Below are 4,976 nucleotides of genomic sequence, written 5' to 3'. Positions count from 1 at the left end.
GCGCAGGGCAACATCGGCGTGAACGTCGCCGCCGGCGTCGGCAACGCGCAGCACAACGGTCTCTCGATCGCTTCGGCTGTCGACGGTCCGTAATTCGTTCCACCTGCTTCACCTGTTCCACGTCGTCAACGCGGTGGCCGGACCCCACGCCGGCCACCGCGCTTCTCCGGGGAAGTCATGTCGCGCAGTCCGCTCCTGATGGCCGTTGCATTGTTCGCCGCATTCGCGGCGCCCGCGCATGCGGGTTCGAACCTGGCGATGGCGAACATCGTTGACGGCGCGCCGCTCGACAAACCGGTGACGACGCTGCGTGACCTGCGCTATCGCGACATGGTTCGCCAGCAGTACGACTTCAGCTGCGGCTCCGCGGCGCTCGCCAGCGTGCTGCGCTACGGCTACGGCATGGAAGTCGACGAGCCGCACATGATCCGCAGCATGCTGGTCGGCAACGATCCCAAGGAGGTCGTGCGCAACGGGTTCTCGATGCTCGACATGAAGCACTACGTCGAAGGCATCGACGGGTTCCGCGCGCATGGCTTCCGCATCGACGCGGCGGCGCTGTATCGCCTGCAGATGCCGGTGATCGCGTTGCTCGATCTGCACGGCTACAAGCATTTCGTGGTGGTGAAGGGCGCCCAGGCCGGGCGCGTCTTCGTCGCCGACCCCGCGCTCGGTCATCGCGTGATGAACGAGCAGGATTTCGTCAAAGGCTGGAACGGCATCGTGCTCGCAGTGGTCGGCAACAAGCCGCTCGAGAACTCGTATCTCGTCAACGGTCGCCAGTCGGTCGCGCTCGCGCGCCGCGGCGATGCGGTGGTCGAGGCGTCGATGCCGGTGCCGGTGGTCGAGCTCGGCCTCGTCCGCGCCGACCTGTTCTGAGCATCGATGGACCGATTCGAATCGAGGGACCCATGAAACTCCGCCGCCTCTCCCATGCTGTTTTCATGGCCTTCGTGGCAGCGGCGTCCGCCGGCCCGGCGTTCGCCCTGCCCCCTTCTTCTCCCACCGCACCGCTGCGCGTGGAAGTCGTCGACGACGCCGCGCTCGGCAAGTTGACCGGCAAGTACGACGGCACCGACATGCTCGTCGGCGTGCGCATCGACCTCGTGTCGACGCTCGCGACCGCGCAGGGCGGCACCGCGACCGCGGTCGGCTCGCTCCATGTGCAGCGCAACGACCACGGCGGTTACGACGTGCAGGTCGACAGCCGCGCGAGCGCCGCGGCGGGCAGCAGCGATGCGCCGGCGTCGAACAACATCGCGACCGGCGGCGAGCAGATCCACGTCGAGGGCATCGGCCAGATCACGCAGATCGCGGGCGACGGCAATCGCATGGGCAACCTGACCGTCGTGCAGCTCGGGACCAACCCGGCGGCGCCGTCGGGCTTCAACGGTGCGTCGAGCGCGCAGGCCCAGGACGGCACGCTGCAGGCGCAGATCAGCTTCGTCGGCGGCGGGGTCCAGCTTGGACTCGTCGCGCCAGGCGCTACCATCGGCCAGCAGGTGACGCCGGGCGCGTCGGGCCGGATCACGCAGATCGGGCAGATCGCCGGGGATGGCTTCACCGCGAGCAATGCCCTGAATCTGCAGATGATGACGACGGCGATGCCGGCGTCCGCGGTGCAGCAGCTGGGCATCCAACAGGCGCTTTCGGCCGCGTCCGGACTGCGCCACTGACCGCAGCCGCATCAAGGATCGAAGAATGCCGTCGCATCTGAAGCGCTCACCGCGCCTGTCTGCCCGTGTCCTCCCCGCCGCACTGGCCCTCGCGCTCGCCAGCCCCGCCGCCTTCGCCGATCCCCAAAGTGCAGTGCCCCTGGCGGCGTCGGATGTCGACGCCAAGCTGACCGCGCTCACCGCCAAGATCGATGCGCAGGATGCGGAGATCGCGCGCCTGCGCGCACAGGTGGAAGAACTGCAGCTGCAGCAACTGCGCGGCCGCGGCGTCGCCGGCGAAGGTGGGCCGCAGACGGCGGTGCCGCCGCCGGTCGACACCGCGCGCATCGCCCGCGAGAAGTCGACGACGCAACCGCAGCAGGCCGACCCGAACCTGCAGGTCGGCCAGACCCAGCGCGACGAGGACGAAGCGCGTCGCCAGCAGGAGAAGACGCTGGTCGTGCGCGAGCATGCGCCGTTGTTCGAGCGCAAGTTCACGCTCGACGCGGGCATGAGCTACAGCTACTACGACCGCCGCGCGCTGACGCTCAGCGGTTTCCTCGCGCTCGACGCGATCTTCCTCGGCACGATCAACATCGACCAGAACAAGGCCTCGATCGCGACGCTCGACGTCACCGGTCGCTACGGCATCACCGATCGCTTCAGCCTCGAGGCGGACCTTCCGTGGGTCGCGCGCGAGACGCGCTTCGTCAGCGGTGGCGCGGGCGGCGCGGCCAGCTCGCTCACCGAAACGAACGTGCGCGCCACCGGCATCGGTGACGTGAGCGCGGCGGCGTACTACCAGCTGGTGAAGGAATCGGCGACACATCCGGACGTGGTCGCCAGCCTGCGCGTGCGCGCGCCGACCGGCCACGATCCGTTCGGCCTCAAGGTCATCCAGGCCGACGGCAACAACAGCAACCTCAACGTTCCGGAAACGCTGCCGACCGGTACCGGCGTGTGGAGCGCGACCGGCAACGTGTCCGTGCTGCGCACCTACGATCCGGTGATCCTGTTCGGCAACATCGGCTACACCTGGAATCGGCCCGAATCGTTCGACGACATCTCCCCGGTGGTCGGCAGCGTGCAGCCCGCGGAAGTCTTCCTCGGCCACATGTTCAACCTGTCGGGTGGCGTCGCGATCGCGCTCAACGATCGCGCGGCGATCAGCCTGAGCGTCGCGAGTGCGATGCAGGCGGCGACGCATACGCGCGCACCGGAGTCGAAGTCGGTCCGCATTCCGGGCAGCTCGAGCAACGCGACCACGCTGAACATCGGCACGAGCTACGTGCTGCCGTCGGGCTGGACGCTTAACGGCCAGCTGGCCGCGGGCCTCACGCCCGACGCGCCGAACTTCGTGTTCTCGCTGCGCGGTTCGCGCGCGTTCTGATCAGGCGATCGACAGCCCGCGCGTCCGGCGACGGTCGGCCGCGGGCGGCGTACGGCGGTCGGTCGCACGGCGTCCGCCCGTCACCGCCATCACCGGCGTGATGGGCGGCGCGATCGGCGGCATCGCGTTGTCGTCCTGGCTGCCGTCGTCGCGCAGGCCGTAGCGCTGCATGAGGCGATAGAGCGTGACGCGCGAGACGTCGAGTTCGCGCGCGGCATCGACCAGTCGACCGTGGCAGCGACGCAACGCGGCTTCGATCGCACGACGCGTGGCGTCGTTGCGTACTTCTTCCAGCGTCGGCGGTGTCGGTGCGACGACTTCGCCCAGGCCGAGATCCGCCGCGGTGATGAGCCGGCCTTCGGCCATTACCACGGCCTGGCGCACACGGTTGATGAGTTCGCGCACGTTGCCCGGCCAGTCGTAGGCATGCAGCGCGCGTCGGGCGTCGGGCGAGAAGCCCTTGATGACGCGCTGGCCTTCGGTCGAATACCGCGAGAGCGCGTGCTGGGCGAGCAGGTCGATGTCGTGGCCGCGCTCGCGCAGCGGCGGCTGCGCCAGACGCAGCACGCAGAGGCGGTGATAGAGGTCGGCACGGAACCGGCCCTGTGCGATCGCGGACTGCAGGTCGTGGTGGGTTGCCGAGACGACGCGCACGTCGACGCGGATCGTGTCGTGACCGCCGAGGCGCTGGAAGCTGCCCTCCTGCAGGAAGCGCAGCAGCGAGGCCTGGCTCTCCATCGGCAGGTCGCCGATTTCGTCGAGGAACAGCGTGCCGCCGTTGGCCATCTCGATGCGGCCGAGCTTGCGGTTCTGCGCGCCGGTGAACGCACCGCGTTCGTAGCCGAACAGTTCGGACTGGATCAGCGAATGCGGGATGGCGCCGCAATTGATGGCCACGAACGGCATGGCCTTGCGCCGCGAATGGCTGTGCAGGGCCTGCGCTGCGAGTTCCTTGCCGGTGCCGGTCTCGCCGGCGATGAACACCGGCGCTTCGGTATTGGCGGCCTTGCACAACGTGCGCGCCAGCGCCTTCATGCCGGGGCTTTCGCCGATGATGCCTTCGAGGCCTTCGTGCGCCAGGCGCACCGCGGACTCGCAGGCCAGCCGCGCCATGCCGTGCGCATGGCCGATCACCGTGTCGAGCACGCCCTCGGGGCACGGCAGGGTGACGTAGTCGTAGCAGTAGTCGCGGATGAGCCGACGCACCGCCGGCTCGCCGAGCTGCTCGGTGGTGACGCCGGCGACCCAGCCGACGTTGCTCGCCGCGAGCACCGGCCCGAACTCGGCGAAGTCGGTGTCCGAAAAGCCGTCGCGCAGGTCGAGCAGCGCGGCGAAGGGGTGCGTCGCGCGCCGCTGCACGATGCGAAGCGCACCGCGCGCATCCGTAGCCGACTGCACCTTCCAGCCCAACTGTTGCAAACGCGCCGGGGGCGTTCCTCGCCCCGCGCGCGCGACGTAGACCACGTCGCGGCCCGCGCCACCGTCCGCCATGTCCGACTCCTGTCGGCGCCCCACGCACCGGACGACCAAGGTAGCCCGATGGCGTGACAGGTCAAGCTTTTGTGACCGCCTTCACGCTGCCGGCCGTCGGCGCGTCATGCCGCGGCGGCGTCCCGGGTGTCGTGCTCGGCGTGGTACTGGACGGCGGCCTCGACTTCCCGCTTCGAGCCCAGGAACACCGGCACGCGCATGTGCAGGCCGGTCGGGGTGACCTCGAGCATGCGCTGGCGGCCCGTGCTGGCCGCGCCCCCGGCCTGCTCGACCAGGAACGCCATCGGGTTGGCCTCGTACATCAGGCGCAGCTTGCCGCCCTTGGCCGCGCACTTGCTGTCGAGGGGATAGCTGAAGATGCCGCCGCGGGTCAGGATGCGGTGCACGTCCGCCACCATCGACGCCACCCAGCGCATGTTGAAGTCCTTGCCGCGCGGGCC

General features: G+C 69.4%; 4 protein-coding genes and 1 pseudogene. 3 read left to right on the top strand and 2 right to left on the bottom strand.

Going from position 1 to position 4,976, the window contains the following annotated elements; all coding sequences use genetic code 11:
- Positions 1-198 precede the first annotated feature (198 nt).
- The 3 genes from EVS83_RS15215 to EVS83_RS15205 are packed head-to-tail and all read left to right on the top strand — an operon-like array spanning position 199 to position 3,045.
- Positions 199-879, top strand: coding sequence for a C39 family peptidase (locus EVS83_RS15215; RefSeq protein ID WP_166636933.1), 681 nt, complete (start codon positions 199-201; stop codon positions 877-879).
- 32 nt (positions 880-911) lie between these two features.
- Entirely contained in the window at positions 912-1,676 is a 765-nt protein-coding gene (locus tag EVS83_RS15210; protein WP_133502003.1) for a hypothetical protein, read from the top strand.
- 25 nt (positions 1,677-1,701) lie between these two features.
- Positions 1,702-3,045 carry a transporter gene (locus EVS83_RS15205; RefSeq protein WP_133502001.1) on the top strand — a complete coding sequence of 448 codons (1,344 nt, stop codon included), beginning with the start codon at positions 1,702-1,704 and terminating at the stop codon, positions 3,043-3,045.
- Here EVS83_RS15205 and EVS83_RS15200 read toward each other — a convergent pair whose 3' ends face one another.
- Together EVS83_RS15200 and EVS83_RS15195 are read right to left on the bottom strand one after the other, a co-directional pair.
- Complete coding sequence (locus EVS83_RS15200; protein ID WP_133501999.1) at positions 3,046-4,536, bottom strand: sigma-54 dependent transcriptional regulator; 1,491 nt, start codon at positions 4,534-4,536, stop codon at positions 3,046-3,048.
- Between the two features lie 104 nt (positions 4,537-4,640).
- Positions 4,641-4,976: pseudogene (locus EVS83_RS15195) on the bottom strand (class 1 fructose-bisphosphatase); the annotation flags it as partial.

Origin of the sequence: Cognatilysobacter terrigena, from assembly GCF_004361065.1 — a bacterium.
GTDB classification, from domain to species: Bacteria; Pseudomonadota; Gammaproteobacteria; order Xanthomonadales; family Xanthomonadaceae; genus Cognatilysobacter; species Cognatilysobacter terrigena.
The sequence above is the reverse complement of the archived record's forward strand: the minus strand, read 5'-3'. Positions and strand labels throughout refer to the sequence as shown.

Bases quoted from the DNA above. Each gene is read 5' to 3' on its own strand.
- EVS83_RS15215 (WP_166636933.1), top strand. From the start codon at position 199: ATGGCCGTTGCATTGTTCGCCGCATTCGCGGCGCCCGCGCATGCGGGT.
- EVS83_RS15210 (WP_133502003.1), top strand. From the start codon at position 912: ATGAAACTCCGCCGCCTCTCCCATGCTGTTTTCATGGCCTTCGTGGCA.
- EVS83_RS15205 (WP_133502001.1), top strand. From the start codon at position 1,702: ATGCCGTCGCATCTGAAGCGCTCACCGCGCCTGTCTGCCCGTGTCCTC.
- EVS83_RS15200 (WP_133501999.1), bottom strand. From the start codon at position 4,536: ATGGCGGACGGTGGCGCGGGCCGCGACGTGGTCTACGTCGCGCGCGCG.